This is a genomic window from Mesorhizobium sp. M8A.F.Ca.ET.057.01.1.1 (genome assembly GCF_003952565.1).
In the GTDB taxonomy this organism is placed as follows: Bacteria; Pseudomonadota; Alphaproteobacteria; order Rhizobiales; family Rhizobiaceae; genus Mesorhizobium.
Map to the genome: position 1 here is coordinate 161,772 of NZ_CP034454.1, position 16,510 is coordinate 178,281.

15 protein-coding genes, 2 pseudogenes and 1 riboswitch are annotated in these 16,510 nt (G+C 60.3%); of the genes and pseudogenes, 3 read left to right on the forward strand and 14 right to left on the reverse strand.

All coding sequences use genetic code 11. The annotated features are described in order from the left end of the window. Nucleotides 1–45: 45 nt before the first annotated feature. The 12 genes and pseudogenes from EJ077_RS00750 to EJ077_RS00805 form a co-directional block, all read right to left on the reverse strand. Nucleotides 46–828, reverse strand: a pseudogene (locus EJ077_RS00750) (sensor histidine kinase); the annotation flags it as partial. 29 nt (nt 829–857) lie between these two features. After that, the gene (locus EJ077_RS00755) at nt 858–1,490 is read right to left on the reverse strand and encodes an Hsp20/alpha crystallin family protein (RefSeq protein WP_126057616.1); all 633 of its coding nucleotides are present in this window, start codon (nt 1,488–1,490) and stop codon (nt 858–860) included. Between the two features lie 531 nt (nt 1,491–2,021). Next, entirely contained in the window at nt 2,022–2,246 is a 225-nt protein-coding gene (locus EJ077_RS00760) for a DUF982 domain-containing protein (RefSeq protein ID WP_245454712.1), read from the reverse strand. 627 nt (nt 2,247–2,873) lie between these two features. Next, nucleotides 2,874–3,689, reverse strand: a complete 816-nt coding sequence (locus tag EJ077_RS00765) for a hydroxymethylpyrimidine/phosphomethylpyrimidine kinase (RefSeq protein WP_126057617.1) — start codon at nt 3,687–3,689, stop codon at nt 2,874–2,876. Beyond that, the gene (locus EJ077_RS00770) at nt 3,680–4,285 is read right to left on the reverse strand and encodes a thiamine phosphate synthase (RefSeq protein ID WP_126057618.1); all 606 of its coding nucleotides are present in this window, start codon (nt 4,283–4,285) and stop codon (nt 3,680–3,682) included. The genes EJ077_RS00765 and EJ077_RS00770 overlap by 10 nt, the downstream gene beginning before the upstream one ends. Continuing rightward, nucleotides 4,282–5,055, reverse strand: coding sequence for a thiazole synthase (locus tag EJ077_RS00775; RefSeq protein ID WP_126057619.1), 774 nt, complete (start codon nt 5,053–5,055; stop codon nt 4,282–4,284). Before EJ077_RS00775 ends, EJ077_RS00770 begins: the two co-directional genes overlap by 4 nt. 1 nt (nt 5,056) lies before the next feature. Continuing rightward, nucleotides 5,057–5,254, reverse strand: coding sequence for a sulfur carrier protein ThiS (thiS, locus tag EJ077_RS00780; protein ID WP_126057620.1), 198 nt, complete (start codon nt 5,252–5,254; stop codon nt 5,057–5,059). Beyond that, the gene (thiO, locus tag EJ077_RS00785) at nt 5,223–6,224 is read right to left on the reverse strand and encodes a glycine oxidase ThiO (protein ID WP_208699246.1); all 1,002 of its coding nucleotides are present in this window, start codon (nt 6,222–6,224) and stop codon (nt 5,223–5,225) included. Before thiO ends, thiS begins: the two co-directional genes overlap by 32 nt. Next, the gene (gene thiC / locus EJ077_RS00790) at nt 6,221–8,056 is read right to left on the reverse strand and encodes a phosphomethylpyrimidine synthase ThiC (RefSeq protein ID WP_126063809.1); all 1,836 of its coding nucleotides are present in this window, start codon (nt 8,054–8,056) and stop codon (nt 6,221–6,223) included. Before thiC ends, thiO begins: the two co-directional genes overlap by 4 nt. 103 nt (nt 8,057–8,159) lie before the next feature. Further along, a riboswitch (TPP riboswitch) is annotated at nt 8,160–8,276 on the reverse strand. 121 nt (nt 8,277–8,397) lie between these two features. Further along, entirely contained in the window at nt 8,398–8,625 is a 228-nt protein-coding gene (locus EJ077_RS00795; RefSeq protein WP_245454713.1) for a hypothetical protein, read from the reverse strand. Between the two features lie 662 nt (nt 8,626–9,287). Next, on the reverse strand, nt 9,288–9,587 hold the full coding sequence (locus EJ077_RS00800) for a hypothetical protein (protein ID WP_208699248.1): 300 nt from the start codon (nt 9,585–9,587) through the stop codon (nt 9,288–9,290). A 668-nt stretch (nt 9,588–10,255) separates the two neighbouring features. After that, nucleotides 10,256–10,507: a hypothetical protein gene (locus EJ077_RS00805; protein WP_126057623.1), complete on the reverse strand. Its 252-nt coding sequence runs from the start codon at nt 10,505–10,507 to the stop codon at nt 10,256–10,258. Nucleotides 10,508–10,645: 138 nt separating this feature from the next. On the opposite strand from EJ077_RS00805, the pseudogene EJ077_RS31690 reads away from it, so the two are divergent. From EJ077_RS31690 to EJ077_RS00820, 3 genes and pseudogenes are all read left to right on the forward strand, one after another. Continuing rightward, nucleotides 10,646–11,168 (forward strand): annotated as a pseudogene (locus EJ077_RS31690) (SMC-Scp complex subunit ScpB). Between the two features lie 533 nt (nt 11,169–11,701). Then, nucleotides 11,702–12,352, forward strand: a complete 651-nt coding sequence (locus tag EJ077_RS00815; protein WP_126057624.1) for a DUF433 domain-containing protein — start codon at nt 11,702–11,704, stop codon at nt 12,350–12,352. Nucleotides 12,353–12,356: 4 nt separating this feature from the next. Continuing rightward, nucleotides 12,357–12,734 (forward strand): DUF5615 family PIN-like protein, encoded by a 378-nt coding sequence (locus EJ077_RS00820; protein ID WP_126057625.1) that lies wholly within the window; start codon nt 12,357–12,359, stop codon nt 12,732–12,734. 21 nt (nt 12,735–12,755) lie between these two features. Here the strand turns inward: EJ077_RS00820 and EJ077_RS00825 are convergent, their stop codons facing one another. Both EJ077_RS00825 and EJ077_RS00830 read right to left on the reverse strand, forming a co-directional pair. After that, nucleotides 12,756–15,389 (reverse strand): AAA family ATPase, encoded by a 2,634-nt coding sequence (locus EJ077_RS00825; RefSeq protein ID WP_208699250.1) that lies wholly within the window; start codon nt 15,387–15,389, stop codon nt 12,756–12,758. Beyond that, on the reverse strand, nt 15,386–16,510 hold the full coding sequence (locus tag EJ077_RS00830; RefSeq protein ID WP_126057626.1) for a metallophosphoesterase family protein: 1,125 nt from the start codon (nt 16,508–16,510) through the stop codon (nt 15,386–15,388). The genes EJ077_RS00825 and EJ077_RS00830 overlap by 4 nt, the downstream gene beginning before the upstream one ends.

Below are 16,510 nucleotides of genomic sequence, written 5' to 3' on the forward strand. Positions count from 1 at the left end.
TGGACATCAGGCGATGTCCGGAAGGCAGCATCGTAGTAACGGTTTTTACGCCGCTCGCGGCACGCGCGAGGTGAACGTCGCCCGGGTGACCGACACGCTGGTGCCGTCAATATCGCTGATAATCTCCACCCTGGCCTCCAGTTGTTTCACCAGTGCTTCGACGATGGCTGTTCCAAGTCCGGTAGCCGGTACGTCGTTGGCGATCTTGCCGACGCCATTGTCCGAAACCGTCAGTTTCCAGTCACTGCCCGCGGTCTCGTAGCTCACCTGGATGCGAGCGCCGGTTCTCTTCTTGGGGAAAGCATATTTGATGGCGTTGAGCACGAGTTCGGTGACAATTAGTCCCAGACTGACTGCCCTTTGCGAATCTATCCTGCCGCCTTCGGCCATTACGGTGACCGTGATCGGCTGGGCTTCGCCGACCATCGACGAGGCGAGGCTGCTGCACAATTTCGGTAGGTAAGAGCCGACATCGATCTCGTCGACGCCGGCGGAGGTGTGGAGATGGCGTTGCACCTCGGCCACGGACAGAACGCGCTGATGGGCGTCCTTGAGATGCTGGCGCGTCTCTTCCGACGTCACCGAGCGTGCCTTCAGCAACAGGATCGAGGCAATGATCTGCAGGCTGTTGGCAACCCGATGCTCCATCTCGCGCAGCAGGACGTCTTTCTGCCGAAGCAGGTCTTCGGTGCGACCGAGCAGTTCTTCCTTCTCCCGCTCGATGATACGACGGGCCGTTATGTCATTGAAGGCGAGAAGGATGGTGATGGCCGAACTATGGTCGTAAAGCACCTTGCGGGCATTGAGCAGCATGGTGCGACGGCCGATCCGCGTTCCTGAGCCATGCTTGCCTCCCTCTATCCCTTGATCTGGATCTTCTTCGGCCGATCCGCCTCCGGCCGGTGCAACTCGACTTCGAGCAGCCCGTTGGCGAAACGCGCCTCGACCCGTTCCGGGTCGACGCGGAATGGCAATTGCACTGTCCGGGAGAAGGTCCCATAGGCGCGCTCACGGCGGTGCCAGACGGATTTCTCGTCCTCCGTTCGAGGCTCGCGCGTTCCCTTCAATGTCAGAATGTTCTCGCGCACCGTGAGGCCGATTTCGTCAGGTGATATCCCCGGCAGTTCCGCGGCCACCGCCACGCTGTCCTCGCCAGTCCAAAGATTGATCGGCGGAAACTCCTGAGCGGCGCTGGCGGTCAGCCCGGCCAAACGCTGGTTTACTTCCTGTTGCATGCGCCGCATTTCCACAAACGGATCGAACCCGATGCGGCCGAAATCCGACAAAAGCATGTACATCCTCCTATGATTCACGACCTTGCATGATTGCCACGCGCGACACGTGCGTGCGCACCGGAAGCGGAATCGATCGATGGCAACAGGAGGGGCGATCAGCACAGAGACCGAGCGGCCCGATCGCGCAACCTCGCAGAATGCGAGAAAGAGGGGTTCGGGCAGACGCCGGAACACATCCTCCTTGCGAAGCGACATGAACCGAACTCGATCCACCGTAGGGCCGGACCGTCATTCCCGTGCCAGGACCCGATAGCGGCATCCGGCTTTATCATTAGGTGGCCCCAAATGGCCTTTCACGAGGTGATCTTTGACATTCCACCAGTCACCTCTTCGGCAACAGCGGGGTCCCTTCGAATCCGTAGCCACGTTGCCTCTAGTCGCTGATTTGGCTTCCCTTTGCGCAACTGTCGGGATCGACGAAGCGTCCCGAATTGCACCGCGGTTCGATCAACTGATCGCAGGCGACGCGCCGCATCGTCATGGTAGCTGACGAATGAATCGGCATGACACGTCGCAGTGACCGAGACATCAAGCCAGCACCTATGTCGGCTTGCCGCAAGTCAAAAGAATCCAGCCCTGCGTGCCGCGTTCGCTGACCTTCGCCAGTGACGCCATTTGCATTTCGGCCGGACAGATGGGCACAGACATGTGCAATTCCCGCATCGCCCATTATTGGAACTCACAAGGCGGCGTTCTTTCCGTCTTGGCGAGCAGCGGGCCAACGCGTTACCGGCGGTGATCTTCCTGCAGCTTTAAATCAGTCGCCACCAACGACGAAATCAGATTTGGCCAGCACGCCGGCAATCCTGGCAAATCCCACAATGCTTGCCGCGCCTGCTCGGGTGTCATCTGTCCGGCGATCGCTGCGTTGCTGCTTCTCACCGCGCAACTGAATACCGGTCCCCGACGCGCTTTTGGCCACTGATTCAGGAATACGAGCGCTTCGCGCACTGTGTTGATGTCGTGACGACGTCGTTGGTCTTAACCTGGACCGGCGATAGGAAAGCCAGACCGGTTATTCTTACCTCCCTGCGATCGCACGCTGGATCTTTCATTCGGTGGTTGGTTGCGTGACAGGTTTCGAACGTTAGGTCTTGTTTTCTCTGGAAGATCGGGCTGTACGACATAATCCAAATGTTGCGACGCAGCGAAGGCTTCTGCTGGTTCCCGAGTTGAAAAAGCCAGTTGCACCTGGATGAGTGTGTCGCCGCCACCCAATAGCCCATCAGATGTTCAATGGCAGGCGGCGTCCGACGCTCGAACAGCAAGCGCCACGGCCGGCGGGTAGCCGATGCCACAGCTTTGGAGCTGCCCCGGATACTATTATAAGACCGATTGACGCGGGGCTCGACGCGTTTGCGGCAAATAAGCTCGAGTGTGGACAGAGATGTGACGTTCTATTGAGTCGCTGACCCAATCGGTAGCGACCTGGTGATCCACGCAACCAATTCCGGTCGTTTCTGTCACTAAGAACTCGATATTCGCTATTTGCACCTCGAAAGTCGCATAATTGGCAGTGAGAAACTCAACGCGTTGTGAGGATGGCATAGAGAAGCAGTAGCCCCTTCTCTAGTCTCGCTACGGGAAAAATTCTGGAAAATGGGTCTGCTTGGCTGGACGCAGAACGCTGTGGTTATTCAGCCGGCATTTCTGAAGCCTCTCCAAGACAAACAGCTTGCCTTCGCGCACGCTGTCTTCGAGCGGCTTCGGCTTCGCCAGATGCGCCGCAATCGCGCTGGCCAGCATGCAACCTGTCCCGCGCATCGATGTGGCAAGGCGCGGTGCATCGAAGCGGATGGGTTCGTGCCCGGAGCGTAACAGAATATCGGTCGACCGGGTTCCCGACGCATGCCCACCCTTGATCAGCAGGGCTTGAGGGCCGGCGGCCAGCAGTCTTTTTCCTTGTTGGAGCGCTCCGTCCTCATCCACTGCCAGTTCGGAGCCACTAAGGAGCGCCAGTTCAGGGAGGTTGGGCGTGACAATGCAGCAAAGCGGCATAAGATCGCGCTTCATGGCAGCGATAGCGCCTGCTTGCAGAAGTGCGCGGCCTGAGGTGGAGGCCAGCACAGGGTCGAGTACTGCGGGGACATGCGGAAATTTGCGCAGCACTGCGGCAACGGCAACAATGATCTTGGCAGTCGCCAGCATGCCGATCTTGATTGTGGCCACGTCGTTGGCCTGCAGCGCGGCGCACATCTGATTGGCCACCAGGCTAGGTGGCGAATAATAGATTTCGATCACGGCGTCATGCGTTTGCACCGTTAGCGCTGTGACGGCGAGACAGGTGCGCACGCCAATGGCAGAGATCGTCTCGATATCGCGTGCAATTCCAGCACCGCCACTGGAGTCCGATCCACCGACGACAAGCACATGTGGTTCTCGCCTCAGCGCCATTGGTCCGTCTTTTCGATCCATTCTCGCGTGCGCGCCTCGGGGTCGTCGTTGAGCGTGATGTCGGTCACCACCGCCGCGCTGTCCGCGCCAGCCGCAAAGACACCGTCGAGCCGCTCAGGGTTGAGGCCACCAATGGCGACCAATTGAAACGGCGCGACCTGGCGCTTCCATTCGCTGATCCGTTCGACCCCTTGCGGCGCCCATTTCATCTTCTTCAGGATGGTCGGATAGATGGGTCCAAGCGCTATGTAGTCAGGCTCGGCGGCCATCGCCGTTTCCAGCTCCTGATGATCATGTGTGCTCAGTCCGAGCCTTACGCCGGCTGCCCGTATCGCCAAGAGGTCAGCGGTCTGCAAATCCTCCTGGCCGAGATGTATGAAGTCGCAGCCTTCCTCGATTGCCAGGCGCCAGTGGTCGTTGACGATGAGTTGGCACTGGTATCGAGCACACAAGGCCTTCGCGGTGCGGATCTCCGCGCGCAACCCAGCCTCATCCACGGTCTTGATGCGCAGTTGCAGAAGCCGGACTCCGAGTGGGACCAGCCGTTCGATCCAGGCAGCGCTGTCGACGATCAGATAAAAGGGATCGAGCTTCATGAAAAAACGGCCCTGCCGACCATCGGTGTCGATGGCACGGCGACGTCGCGCGGTTCGAGCATTCCCGAACTGAACGCCTCACGACCGGCGTCGACCGCCTTACCGAAAGCACGCGCCATGCCGACCGGATATGCCGCCTTGGCGACCGCTGTGTTCAGGAGCACGGCGTCAAAGCCGAGTTCCATGACGGTGGCCGCGTGCGACGGCCGTCCGAGCCCCGCATCCACAATCAGCGGGACGCCAGGGAAATATCCGCGCATCGAGCGCAGCGCCGTCATGTTGACCGGTCCCAAGGCGGAACCGATCGGTGCGCACCACGGCATCAGGACCTTGCAGCCCGTTTCCAGCAGCCGCTCGGCGACAACGAGATCGTCGGTGGTATAGGGGAATACCGCAAAGCCGTCCTCGCACAGGATGCGGGCGGCTTCAACCAGACCGAACACATCCGGCTGTAGCGTGTCGTGATTGCCGATCACTTCGAGCTTGATCCAGTTGGTGCCGAAGACCTCGCGCGCCATTTTCGCGGTGGTGACGGCTTCCTTGACGGAGAGGCAGCCGGCGGTATTGGGCAGGATTCTGGCGCCCAGCGAGCGGATCAACGACCAGAATTGTTCGCCGGCTCTACCGCCCGCCATCTCACGCCGCAACGAGACGGTCACCACCGACGTGCCCGACGCCTTGACTGCATCGGCAAGGATGGCCGGCGAAGGATATTGAGCGGTGCCGAGAAGCAGGCGCGACGAAAGCTCGGTTCCATAAAGCTCCAACATGCTAGCCGCCCTGCATGGGCGAGAGGATTTCGATCCGGTCGCCGTCGCTCAACTGGAACTCCGTGCGGTTGGCTTTGTGCACGAGGTCGCCGTTGACGGCGGTGGCGAGCCAATCGCCCTCATAGTCGAGCGCGGCAAGCAACTCGGCCAGCGTGGTGGCGGCAATCTCACGCGCCTCGCCGTTGACCATCAGTTTCATGAGCATGCTCCTTGGTTCTGTCTTGACTGAAAACCAGGCCGGCAGCCTGGCGCGCCATGGCGGGGGCGAGGAGAAAACCGTGACGATAAAGACCGTTGATCGCGATGATCTCACCGTCTGTTTCGACGCGTGGCAAATTGTCGGGAAATGCCGGACGGACACCCACACCGGTTTCAACGATCTCGGCCTCACCAAAGGCCGGATGGAGGGCATGGGCGGCGCCCAGCAGCTCCATCATGGAACGCGCCGTCACCGGTCCGGCGCTCTGGCTTTCAATCATCGTCGCTCCGATCATGAAACGGTGATCGGTGCGCGGCACGGCATAAAGCGGAAAGCGTGGATGAAGCAAACGGACCGGCCGCGACAGCGAGACATCAGGCGTGCGAAGGATCAGCATTTCGCCGCGAACACCGCGCAGCCTGTCATCGGCCGCTGCCATTCCCATGCAGTCTATCTGACGGGCGAAACCCGAAACAGGCCGGGCGTCGCAGCCGAAGTGGAATTTGACACCCATGGTCGCAAGGTTGTCATGAAGTGCCGCCATCGCCTGGCGTGGGTCGAGGTGAGCCTCGTTGGGGAAGAGCAATCCACGCCGGAAGCGGCCGGCGAGGTCGGGTTCCAGGAGCGCAATTTCGTTTTCATCGACGCGCCTATGCCCTGACGTGCGACTGGCGAACCGGTCAAGCTCACCGGCATCACGCGTCGCGGCCACGACCAATGTCCCGGCCCGTGTCACCTGACCCGACAGCACCGCATCCCACCAGTCGGCAGCGTCGCGTCCGAGATCCAGCACCGGCTGCTCCGCGCTTTCGCGCTCGCACCATGGCGCCAGCATGCCGCCGGCGAACCACGACGCGTTGCCGCCAAGGCCATGCCGCATCTCGGCGACTGTGACCGTCGCGCCGCGGGCGGCGAGTTCGAAAGCGACGGTGAGGCCGGCAACGCCGGCCCCTTTGACGAGCACCCTCATGATGGTTTGGGAGCCTCCGGCACGACCGGTACGCCAGTCTCGTCCGCCGGCATGTAGAGATCGCCGCCCTCCCGGTATTTTGCCGCCATTGCCGCCATGCCTTCCTTCTGAGCCTCGGCACGGATGTCGTGGGAAATGCGCATGGAGCAGAATTTCGGCCCGCACATCGAACAGAAATGTGCCAGCTTGTGCGCCTCCTTGGGCAAGGTCTGGTCGTGGAAGGACCGTGCGGTTTCGGGGTCGAGCGACAGGTTGAACTGGTCCTCCCAGCGGAACTCGAAGCGCGCGCGCGAAAGGGCATCATCCCTGGTTTTCGCTGCCGGATGGCCCTTCGCCAGATCGGCTGCATGGGCGGCTATCTTGTAAGTGATCACCCCAATCTTGACGTCGTTGCGGTCGGGAAGGCCGAGATGCTCTTTCGGCGTGACGTAGCAAAGCATTGCGGTGCCGAACCAGCCTATCATGGCGGCACCTATCCCTGAGGTGATGTGGTCATAGCCCGGCGCGATGTCGGTCGTCAGCGGCCCCAACGTGTAGAACGGCGCCTCACCGCACACTGCGAGCTGCTTGTCCATGTTCTGCCTGATCTTGTGCATGGGGACATGGCCCGGGCCTTCGATCATCACCTGGCAGTCCTTTGCCCAGGCAATCTTGGTGAGTTCTCCAAGTGTTTCCAGTTCGGCGAATTGCGCCGCGTCGTTCGCATCGGCGATTGAACCGGGACGAAGGCCGTCGCCGAGCGAGAAGGAAACGTCATAGGCTCTGGCGATGTCGCAGATCTCCTCGAAATGCTCGTAGAGGAAGCTCTCCCGGTGATGGTGCAGGCACCATTTGGCCATGATCGAGCCGCCGCGCGAGACGATGCCCGTGACCCGGTCGACGGTCAGCGGTATGTAGTGCAGCCGCACGCCGGCGTGGATGGTGAAATAGTCGACGCCTTGCTCGGCCTGCTCGATCAGCGTGTCGCGATAGACCTCCCAGTTGAGGTCCTCGGCGATGCCGCCGACCTTTTCGAGCGCCTGATAGAGCGGCACCGTGCCGATCGGCACCGGTGCATTGCGCACGATCCAGTCGCGGATGTTGTGGATGTTGCGGCCGGTCGACAGGTCCATCACCGTATCGGCGCCCCAGCGGATCGCCCACACCATCTTTTCGACCTCTTCGGCCATCGACGATGTGACAGCCGAGTTACCGATGTTGGCGTTGATCTTCACCAGGAAATTTCGCCCGATGATCATCGGTTCGCTCTCGGGATGATTGATGTTGGCGGGAATGATTGCGCGTCCGCGCGCCACCTCGTCGCGCACGAATTCGGGTGTGACGAAATCTGGGATCGCCGCGCCGAAGGCTTCGCCGTCGCGTTGCAGCTTGCCGCGCATCACCTCGCGGCCGAGATTCTCGCGGATGGCTACGAACTCCATTTCTGGCGTGATGATGCCGGCGCGCGCATAGGCAAGTTGGGTCACCGCCTTGCCCTGCTTGGCCTTGAGCGGCCGATTGCGTATCGGAAATTCCGGTGTCAGGCGCTCGCCGGTGGCGAATCCATTGTCTTCCGGCCGGACGTGGCGGCCGTCATAGGCTTCGACATCGCAACGCGCCGTGACCCATTCGTGGCGAAGCCGGGCAAGGCCTTTTTCGATGCTGGTTTGGACTGATGGATCGGTGTAGGGGCCGGACGGATCGTAGACGGTGACGGGCGGTTCGCCGGCCGTCGGATGGACGGAAATCTCGCGCATCGGCACCCTGATCTGCGGGTAGAGGACGCCGGGCTTGTGGATTTTCCGCGAGGCGGGCAGTGGTCCCGTCGACACGGCGGGGGTGAGGGCATTCATCGTGAGGCTCCTTTGCTCATGCATTGGAGACCCAGTTCTGTGCCGGAAGGATGAAAAGACGCTTCTGTAGACCTGCTGCAGCAGGACCTCGGGCGTAAACTCCCGCAAAGCGCTTGCACCGTCCCTACGCCAGTATGAACTGGATCAGGTTCAACGGGTCACTGCGCCGCGAAAGCCAGCAGTATCTCAGCCCCTTACCGGGACTCCCCTGGTGAATGCCTCAAGTTGAATGGGCCGGTGCTGCTTTGTCAAGCGCCTTCGGGCGCCTTCGGGCGCCTTCGGCCGGTGGCGACGTCCGGCGGCCGGCCGAGCGGAGAGCTCGCGCATGCATCGGGGACAAGTCACGCCCCGTAGACCAGGGCTGGAATGGCCAAAGTCTCATTCGCTTCGTGAAGGATGGAAAAACTGTATCGGCCATGTGCGTCGAGATCGACCGAGTAGCTCAGGCGGTCACGGATGTGGTTATCCTGGTCGAAGGCGACGATTTGCGGCTTCAGCGAGGTGATTTGCACCACGTCCAGGTAGATGGAGTTGCAGATATGATCTGGTCGTCGGGCTGGCAGGTGCAAGCGGCCGCTCTATTCAGGATGCGGCATCGGCGGCGTTCCCGATACCAATGATATCTTGCGGGCAACTTATGCAATCACCGGCTTCGTAAAACCCGACGGCGGCGGCCGTGTCCTGGCGCTGAGGATGTGCCGCTGTTCCAGCAGAGAAATCGCGTGGGCGCGGAGTTTTCGCTCTGCGAGGAAGAGTTGACGCAATCGTTTAGCTTGCTTGCAGTTCGTAGAGACCCGCCTTTGAAAGCAACTAAGCTATTGCATTGATATGTTGGTGCGCGATCGATCGCTACATAGCCGGCCGCCATTATCCGAGTATTGATCCGCCGGTGTTCGTGTTGCCGTATATGGCAATCCCTGCGAGATCGTCGCGGCCGGATCGGCCGCACCCTCTAGTCATAAAAGGGGAAGCGACCGAGAATTCCGCTGCCGAAAACTTCTCTGGCTTGGCTATGCATGCGGTAGATGAGATCGCCGCCTACCGCGACCTGGTCGAGGAAGGCATCGACGCCCAGTTCGGACAGCCTGGTTATCGCAATGCGTTAGCGGCTCAGACTTGCGGTCTCGAGAGCGGCCTTTGGGGGTCACCTCTTTTTTGTTTCAGAGGTTGGAAGACGGCTGCTCGTTACCCAATAGAAATGGCGACTACGGAACGCGATCGATCGCGGCCATCAGGAAACACCTGTCTTCGGCTCAACCTCGACATGGCGTCCGATCGACCGCAGATATACAGCTATCTCGTCCATGAGATGATCGCGTTCGCCGTAGATCTCAGCAATCCTGCGCAGCTGTGGCTCGACGGACCTCCGTTGCGCCGGCGTCAAATCAGCATCGCCAAAGACATATCCCAAGTTGCCAATCGCGCAAATGTTGCAGCCGGCCTCCACAACTGCTTGCACGAATGCCGGAATGTCTTTTCTTGCATAGTCTTCATGTCGAACCTCTCGTGAATGGCGTGCTTGCGCGCCCATGCTGCCTTTTCAGCGTGTCCTCTGGGCGGCGCAAGCCTTGAGCGTAATTGTGCCGGGCAACCTCGACTATCCCGTCTGCCACGCTCTTTAGAGTCGGTGGGGTCTGGTGATTGCAGGCTGGGCCACTCAAAAGCCTGCAAGAAGAAAGTCATGGCGACCATTGCTCAAGATCGCGAGGGTGCGTGCAAGACCTTCCGTTGGCAGTCATGCACGCTCACCCAGCAACTGGGTATTGAGCAACTGGGTCTCACGTCGCGGGTCTCGTGTGCTTCACAGCCGAAAATAAGGTACCACCGTGGCTATTCTCAAGTGCAGGCTACCTCTTCAGGACACGGCGGAGTGCCTTCCGACGCACCCCTGGTGCAACGTGCGACCTAACGAGACACATCTCGTTCGCGTTCCCTCGACCTTTCTTCGTATTGCTGCTTGCCCTGCGATTTCAGGCCCTCTGCTAGCTTCTCGGCCGCTCTTTGGCCTGCAATGTCACTATTCAAGATCATATCCGACATCCCTGGATGGTCATAACCGTAATGCGCATGCAGTTTCCCTCACGAGCAGCGCCTATCCGTCGATTAGTTCGTCTTCCGGAACCCGAAGCCCTTTTTATCCGGCGTACCTATCCACCATTCAACCGGTATACCTTTCCCAACTTTGGCGGACCATTTACCTCAGGCATGATCATCTCGCGTGACATTTTTTTTGGCGCCATCATCGCACGTGGCATTTTCTAAAAACCAAGACGTGTCAATTTGTAAAATCAAGGATGCGGCCGCGCCCGTTGCGAGGATTTGCAGGTAGCTCTTCAGCCCCAACACGATGTGTGAGGCGGCGGTGGAAAAGGCAACCGACGGCGTCGACGCGTCCTTTGATGATCGCAAGCGATATGCTTCGTCGCGAGCCCAGATTGCGGTCTCGGGCACAAGGCGAGATCACAGTTCTGCGATCTGTGGTAACGCGAGCCCGCAAAGCGCCGCTGCGGCCACCGCTTTTGGAATCTGGACGAGATTCGTCGTCGTCTGAGATCAGTTGATCGAGCAGTTCGCGCGCGCGGGACGCGCTTGCGGTGCAGTCTCTCCCGCGAGCTCGCCCGTGACCTTCTCATCGACGACATCCGAGAGCTGCGCGGACGGCCCTATGACCTCGTCGCTGTCGCCGGCGGCTGGAAGCACCTGACACGGCCGGCCTATGCCGATGCCATCCGCGCCTGCGGAAGCAGCGGGCGTGCCGTGGACCTGACGTGGTCGGACGTGCTGATGCTGATGTGCATCGGCACTTCCAGCCGATTACCCGCGCCGAATTGTCGTCGGTTTTCGGGAAGTAATCAGTCGCGACCTGATCGGCCATCTGCGGCACCGGCCTGATCGCGTCGAACCCGCGCAGTCCGACGCCCGGCGCTCCCTACACCTATGTGACGACAAAAGCGTCCTGCTCGAGTTCGGCCTCGACACGCTTCGCGATCTCCCGGACTGCGAGGCGCTCGAGGATGCCGGGCTGCTGAGCAGAGATGAGCTGCTTGCTGGTGAAATTATGCCAGAGTTGGCTAGTGGCCATGAGGATGCGGGTTTGGATACGGAGGAATAGCTTGGCGCTGCAGACGCTGTGGCCACCGGGCTTGCGAGTGCTTCCAGCTTTCCATAGCGAATCTAGCGCGCCCAAGGGCGTCCGAAATTTGTAGGCAAATTTCGGACATGGACACGGTCAGCGACGTCAAGCAGGCAGCGGTATGCGGCCTCTGCACCGCTGTCGCCCAAAAATTCGTGGCCATGGGCAAGCCCCACTTGAGACCCCCAGAGAGAACGCTCGTGAGCGATGGAAACGGTTTTGGTCCAAAGCTTGATACAGATGGCCTGCAGATGGGTGTAGGGTTTCAAAGCGCTCGAAGACGCGCCTTCGCAGAGTTAAAAGTCCGCGACGAACTCGTGTGTCGTTTGTCGCCAACTGCAAATTCGATAGTTAGCGCAATTATACTGCGCCGAGTCTGCCATCTCGAGCCCCAAGGGTTTGTGAGGCCTCTCGGCTCACCACCGCCTTTGCTAACCGCCGTGATTCCAAAGACGCGTGCCTTTACGGAGGGGGTCAAACGGCCTATATTATTCTTTATAAGGAGAAGAATAATGGGCACACTTGCTCGCATCTACACCCCCGCAGAGGCAGCCGCCGTCAGCGGGATAGGAATCAAGGCCGTGCACAATGCGATCGACAAACGCATTGTCGATACTGTGCCAAGCACTGCTCGGCGCATCGGTGGGGTCGTCCGACGGGCATTGACCGGCGAGGATTTGCTGCGGCTCAAGCTTTGGTATGGCGTGGGTGCGACATTGCCCGCTGATCGTCGCTACCGCCTGTTCGAGGAAATCAAAGCTGCCCCAAGGGCCAAGACCGTAAGGGCCGACGACCTGCTGATCGTCGACGTCGCCGAGGCACGTAAACAGCTCAAAGCGCGCATCGTGGATCTTGATGAAGCGGAGGCCGCCATCGGCCGCGTTAAAGGGGTGATGGGCGGAGAGCCTGTCTTCAAAGGAACCCGCATCCCTGTTCGTATGATCACGACGATGCTAGCGCAGGGCGCAGATGAAGCGGAGGTTCTGGAGGGATATCCGAAGCTAACGCCGCGCGTGATTGAGCTCGCCAGAATGTGGGTCGCCGCGCACCCGGTTCGTGGGCGGCCTAAGAAGCTGGTCGAGCAGGGCGTGAAAATAAAGTCGTCGAAGCGCGTGGTTTTGAAGGGCGACCCAGGTCCGTCGGCCAGGTCGAGACGCGTGTGACCTCGTGAGGTTTCTGATCGATGAGTGCCTGCACACGTCTCTGGTTGCGGTAGCCCAAGAACGCGGACATGAAGCAAACCACGTCAACTGGCTTGGGCTAAGCGGCGAAACCGACTGGGACCTCATGCCGCTCATTATCGATGAGGATTTCACCTTCGTCACCAACAATGCTAAGGACTTCAGGAAGCTCTATGCCAAAGAACCGGTTCACGCCGGCCTGATTATCGTCGTCCCTCAGGTCGGGCCTGAAAAACAGAGAGAGCTCTTCGATGCTCTCCTCGAGGATCTTGGCCCAGAGGAATTCCTGATTAATGAAGTTATCGAAATCGAGATCGAAAACGGCATTGCAATCGTAACACGATACGATCTGCCGTCGCCCTAGCTGAGGCTGCGCGATCTCCGCTTATGACCGACCCGGTTGCCAGTCGCTCATCTGCAAAATGTTACCGCCGAGTTTTGCAAACGCGCGTTGGCGGCAGGAGAAAACGAGAATCTGCTGATCGTGTGATTGACGATGCAAAGCGTCGAACATGCGCTCGATGCGGTCGTCATCGGAATAAACCAAAGCGTCATCCAGGATAACCGGTGTGGGTCGGCCGTCGCGGGCAAGCAAACGGGCGAAGGCCAGACGTGTCAGAACCGAAAGCTGTTCTCGCATGCCGCCACTCAACCTATCGACATCCTCATCCTGACCATTGCGGCGAACGGTCTGTGGCAACAGTGTGTTCTCGTCGAACACTATGGAGATGTCATCGAATAGCAATCCAAGCAGCGGTCGCAGCTCGGACATGACCGGCTTCAGATAAAGATCGCGTGCCGTCGAGCGCGCAGCGACCAGCGTCGTGCGCAGCCGGTCGAGGACGGCTTTTTCGAATTCGAAGCGTCTCGCTCGCTCTCCAGCGATTTCCAATTTTTCTGTGGCCTCGCGCAAAGCTTCTTCCACCGCGTCGTCGGACCGAGTGCGAATATGGCCATTGAGATCGGCCAGGGTTACACGCAACTGACTTGCTTCCTGTGTGGCGGCATCCTGAACCGAACGGGCGCGGCGCAGAACGGCTTCAGCGCTGGTGAGATCGCGAGCGCCGTCGCGCAGGGGAGCAGCGCGCATTTCGGCCGCTTCGCGCAGCTTTTGTCGTGCGGTGGCCTCGGTGAGCAGCAAGCGCCCCTTTTCCTCGCGCGCTGCATCGGGTCCCAATATGACCTCGAGGCTGGTCAGTTCCGCCTGGATGGTGACATAAGCCGTCTCCGCAGCCATGACAGCCTCGTCGGCATGGCTGCGCAAAGGCAAGGCCTCGCGCACGCTGTTGCGTGTTGTCGCCACACGCTGCTCGGCTGCGGCATGATGTTGCCGGATCTGTTCTGGATCGACTTTGAGTTCGAGGTCCCCGGCCCCGAGGGCACTCAGACGAGCAAGCTCCTCGTGTAATTGCTGTATCCCCTTGGGCGCGAGATCGGCAAGTCGCTGACGCGCCAAGCCCAGTTCGGTAGCTTTGTCGCGCGCTTCCACTAGGCGCTGGCGTGCCGTCCTGAGGCTATCGACACCGAGGGACGCAAGCAGGCTGCGGTGCTTCGCTTCGGCGTCTTCGATGGTCCGGTCGGCCTGCTGCGGCCGATTCGATCGCAGGGTCAAGGCTCCGATGCCGGCAATATCCAGGCGTACGGTGCCAGCAAAGCTTTGGTCTTCTGCATGGGGCAAGGGCTTGGCATCGATGGTCACCAAATCGGCGGCGCCGTCCCGGTATTCCATGCATAGCGTCGGCAGGGTTGCCAGGTGAGCTGCACGAAGGCTGGCGATCTCGATTTCGAGCGCCTGGAGTTGCTCGACAGCTTGTTCCGGCACCGCCAGCATCGCCAGTGCTGCCTCTCCATCTTCGATCTGGGTTCTGGCGACTTCGGCTTGTTTCAACCGGTTGTCCGAGCCGGCCAGTTGTTCGGCAGCGTCACGCGCCAAAAGAGTCGCATCCAGCCGCGCGAGCAATTCGCGTGCTTCGCGCTCTTCCAGTTCGGCTGCTTGAACTTCGCCCATCGCTTGTTCGTTTTCGGCAATGGCAGAAGCGCGCCGATCGAGAACCTCACTGCGGCGAAGCTGCGCAATCGTCGACTGCTGGCGCAAATCCGTGGCTCGTTTGAGCGCGGTCCGAAAACTATCGAGGGCCTGCTGCGCCGCGTCGTGGTGAATTGCGGCAAGGGCAGCTTCCGCCTCGGCGGCTTTCAAGGCTTCGCTGTGCGATTTGGCGGCCTCGACTGCGGCTTCCGCGGCCGAGATGGCTTCCCGCCGAGTGGCGCCTTCTTCGGGGTTTTCAAGCTCAGACAGACGCGCCAACGCCATGCGCCGCTTGTCGAGCGAATCGCGCAGACCGGTGACTTCGGCGCTGAGACGCTGCTCGTCTTTCACCAGCTTGTCACGCTCGTCGAGCGCTGCCGCATAGAGACCGCCGCTCTTGGGACGCAGCGTTGACGTAACCAGGCTATAGAGTTCTTCTTCACATGCCGCGGCGATTTCGGCCATGCGTCGCCCGCCGGTCAGGGCTTCAACTTCCCCCTGAACCGAGGACAGTAGGCTTTCGCGCACGCGTCTTTCGCCGTCCTCCTCGCTTTTGCTGCGCCTTTCGATGCCGGTGACCCCTTGGCGAACCCAGAGCAATCCTGCCGGTCCTGCGCTTCCGCCATGGATTAGTTTGCCGATAAAGGCTTCGGCCTCATCGGCTTGAGCCAACAGTCGCCCGCCGTCGAGGTCAATAACGCTGGCCAGCCTGCCGCCATAAAACTGCTTGGCAAGTCGATAGCGTCCTTCTGAAGTGGTGATGTCGGCCTCCACCACCGGATTGCCCCCACTGTAAGGCCGCAACAGTCGCACGCCTTCGGGTGTGCCCGTGTGAGGCTGGAAAAAGAGTGCGTGCAGCGCTTCGAAGAAGGTTGATTTGCCGAACTCATTGACCGCGCAAAGCACGTTGACGCCGTCGCCGATGTTTTCGATGGCGACGCCTTGCCCGGCGAACCGTTTGACGTTGTGGAGCCGAAGGGCCGTAAGTTTCATGATCCCATCGCCTCGCAATAGCTGAACAACCGAACCAGTGCTTCTCGCGATATGTCGCGTTCGACAGCCGACCGGGTTTCGTCGCTGCTTTCATCCAACAGTGCCTGCGCTGCCTCGCGAAGGGCACCAGAGCGGTCGATCCGATCCAAATCGCCACTTTCGCAGTCGGTCGCGAGCCCGTCCCCGTCCAGTTCCAGATAGGCGAAGTCGGGCGCGGCTACCGCGATCGCCGCTTGAAGGATCGTTCGCCCACTTAACCGCACCCGGCCAGACGCGGCAATTCGCAGCAAAGTCTGACGCCGCAGATGAGCCGGTGGAAGCAACGCTTCAAATGCCGCGGCGCTGTCGTCGCCAGACAGCAGATGCAGGGGAGCGGTTTTCCAGGAAAAGCTAGCTGTTTCAACGGCCACGATCTCGGGCACGGCGCCAGGCCCGGCAATGGAAACGACAAGGGCCTGACCGGGTGTATCATGCTTGAAACGGTCAGGTTCGGGCGCACCGCTATAACGGCTGCGCTCATTGATGGTGACGGGTCCGTGCCAGTCGCCAAGTGCCAGATAATCGAGGCCGGCCTTAGTCGCGCGATCTGGTGCAATGACATCGGACGCTGCTGAATCTTCGGAAAAGTTCTGAATAGCGCCATGAGCAAGGCCGAGCCGGATGGCGCCTTGCGGCGTCGCGGCGCTGTTCATCCACTCGGTAAGGTCGCGACCGGGTCTGCGGGTGGTGCAAGGTGCAGGCAGCAGCGCCACGTCCGCGCCAATGGTCAGGGTTTCGGGCCGCGTCGCCAGCAGGACATTGTCCGGCACAACGCTGTCCGCTGCACTCCACAATTGATCAGCCAACAGGGAATCATGGTTGCCAGGCAGCAATATCCAGCGCAGAGGCGCGCTCTGGCTCATCTCGGCCATGGCCTGCCGCAACATCGCTGGAGTGGGCGTTTCGGTATCGAACGTATCGCCGGCCAGAAGTATGGTGGATGCACCATGGACGCGTGCCTGCTCTGCCAGCCGGCTGATCGCGCCATGGCGCGCTTCACGGAGCCGCCCGCGCAGATCCTCTGGCATGTTGCCGAACCGCTTGCCGATATGAAGATCGGAGCTGTGGATGAATCGAAACAT

Bases quoted from the DNA above. Each gene is read 5' to 3' on its own strand.
- EJ077_RS00755 (WP_126057616.1), bottom strand. From the start codon at position 1,490: ATGTCGCTTCGCAAGGAGGATGTGTTCCGGCGTCTGCCCGAACCCCTC.
- EJ077_RS00765 (WP_126057617.1), bottom strand. From the start codon at position 3,689: ATGGCGCTGAGGCGAGAACCACATGTGCTTGTCGTCGGTGGATCGGAC.
- EJ077_RS00770 (WP_126057618.1), bottom strand. From the start codon at position 4,285: ATGAAGCTCGATCCCTTTTATCTGATCGTCGACAGCGCTGCCTGGATC.
- EJ077_RS00775 (WP_126057619.1), bottom strand. From the start codon at position 5,055: ATGTTGGAGCTTTATGGAACCGAGCTTTCGTCGCGCCTGCTTCTCGGC.
- thiS (WP_126057620.1), bottom strand. From the start codon at position 5,254: ATGAAACTGATGGTCAACGGCGAGGCGCGTGAGATTGCCGCCACCACG.
- thiO (WP_208699246.1), bottom strand. From the start codon at position 6,224: ATGAGGGTGCTCGTCAAAGGGGCCGGCGTTGCCGGCCTCACCGTCGCT.
- thiC (WP_126063809.1), bottom strand. From the start codon at position 8,056: ATGAATGCCCTCACCCCCGCCGTGTCGACGGGACCACTGCCCGCCTCG.
- EJ077_RS00800 (WP_208699248.1), bottom strand. From the start codon at position 9,587: ATGGGCGCGCAAGCACGCCATTCACGAGAGGTTCGACATGAAGACTAT.
- EJ077_RS00815 (WP_126057624.1), top strand. From the start codon at position 11,702: ATGGGCACACTTGCTCGCATCTACACCCCCGCAGAGGCAGCCGCCGTC.
- EJ077_RS00825 (WP_208699250.1), bottom strand. From the start codon at position 15,389: ATGAAACTTACGGCCCTTCGGCTCCACAACGTCAAACGGTTCGCCGGG.
- EJ077_RS00830 (WP_126057626.1), bottom strand. From the start codon at position 16,510: ATGTTTCGATTCATCCACAGCTCCGATCTTCATATCGGCAAGCGGTTC.